This is a genomic window from Oceanobacillus luteolus, assembly GCF_023715655.1.
Lineage (GTDB): Bacteria > Bacillota > Bacilli > Bacillales > Amphibacillaceae > Oceanobacillus > Oceanobacillus luteolus.
Genome location: NZ_JAMBON010000112.1, coordinates 1 through 1,520, shown reverse-complemented (window position 1 = coordinate 1,520; position 1,520 = coordinate 1). Strand labels below are relative to the sequence as shown.

At 38.5% G+C, this 1,520-nt stretch carries 1 protein-coding gene; it reads left to right on the top strand.

What is annotated here, in order from left to right; all coding sequences use genetic code 11:
* The first annotated feature begins 107 nt into the window (after positions 1–107).
* On the top strand, positions 108–1,289 hold the full coding sequence (locus tag M3210_RS19875) for an IS256 family transposase (protein WP_251518025.1): 1,182 nt from the start codon (positions 108–110) through the stop codon (positions 1,287–1,289).
* Positions 1,290–1,520 lie beyond the last annotated feature (231 nt).

Genomic DNA, 1,520 nt, shown 5'->3' with positions numbered 1-1,520 from the left:
GATAACGTCCTTATAATTGTGTAAAAAGGTATAAAAAAATAGGTCATCTTCCAGACCCATGTTAAAATATTTTCGACCAAGAAAACAACACATGGAGGTAGGAAAAGATGACCCAAATAAATATTACTATAAATTTAGAAGAACTAAAAGAGAAAGTCGAAAATAGTTCGTTAGAATCGCCTGTTAAATCGTCGCTGTCCTTGATTCTAAATTCTCTTATGGAAAAAGAAAGAGACGAGTATATCAATGCTCTTTCTCATGAGCGTACGGACAACCGTAGAGGTTATCGGAATGGTTATTATGAACGTGAACTAGTTACTGGAGTAGGTTCCCTGAAGTTAAAAGTGCCCCGTACGAGAGATGGGGAGTTTTCTCCCACGGCCTTTAAAAGATATGAGCGTTACGACCAAGCCCTTGTCATTTCTATGATGGAGATGGTTATCAATGGAGTATCCACTAGAAAAGTCTCCAATATTGTTGAAGAATTATGTGGTAAGAAAGTTTCTAAATCCTTTGTTTCTGACATTACGAAATCGTTAGATCCAATTGTTAACGATTGGAGAAATCGTCCTTTAAACGCATACTACTTTCCTTATATTTACGTTGATGCGATGTATATCAAAGTACGCGAAGGGGGCCGTGTCGTCTCTAAAGGAGTTTATATCGCATGCGGCGTCAATGAAAAAGGATACCGAGAGATTATTGGTTTAAAGGTAGACCATAAAGAATCTGAAGCCAGCTGGACAAGCTTTTTTGAACATCTAAAATCCCGTGGTATTCAATCACCAAACATGGTTATCTCCGATGCCCATGCTGGATTAGTTAAAGCCATTAAAGAGTCTTTCTTAGGTACCTCTTGGCAAAGATGTACGTTTCATTTAATACAAAACATTATAAATGTAATGCCTAAAAAGAATATGGAAGAAGTGAAAGAGGATCTTAAAGCTATTTTCAAAACCTCTAAACGCAAACATGCTAATGAGCTAAAAGAGCGTTTTATGGATAAATACCAAGATATAAAAGGCCTTCAAAAAGCAATAGAAATACTAGATAATGGCTTCGAAGATGCCATGCAGTTTCATTCACAGCCATCCAGATATCATCAACACTTTAGGACGACGAATATGGTTGAACGATTGAATAAGGAAGTGCGTAGAAGGGAAAAAGTGATTTCTATATTTCCGAATGAACAATCGGCTATTCGAATCATTGGATCGGTGCTGATGGACATCAATGAGAGTTGGGAAGATAAACAGTATCTAAAGAATTATGATACATTCAACGAATAAGAGGATTGCCTCGTGTTAATGCCACCATTGACTTTGTTTTTATCCGTGTCATTGGGGCTTCGAAGGATGGGTGAAATAAACCCTAACGGTACCATCCTACACGAAATTGTAACACGGATAAACCGATTCTAAGCATTTGCCGGTGGGGCCCCGACCCCTTCCAGCAAATACTAAGAATCGGGCACTACAGTCAATGGCAAGCAGCAAAGCTGTGGCTGCTCTCACACTATG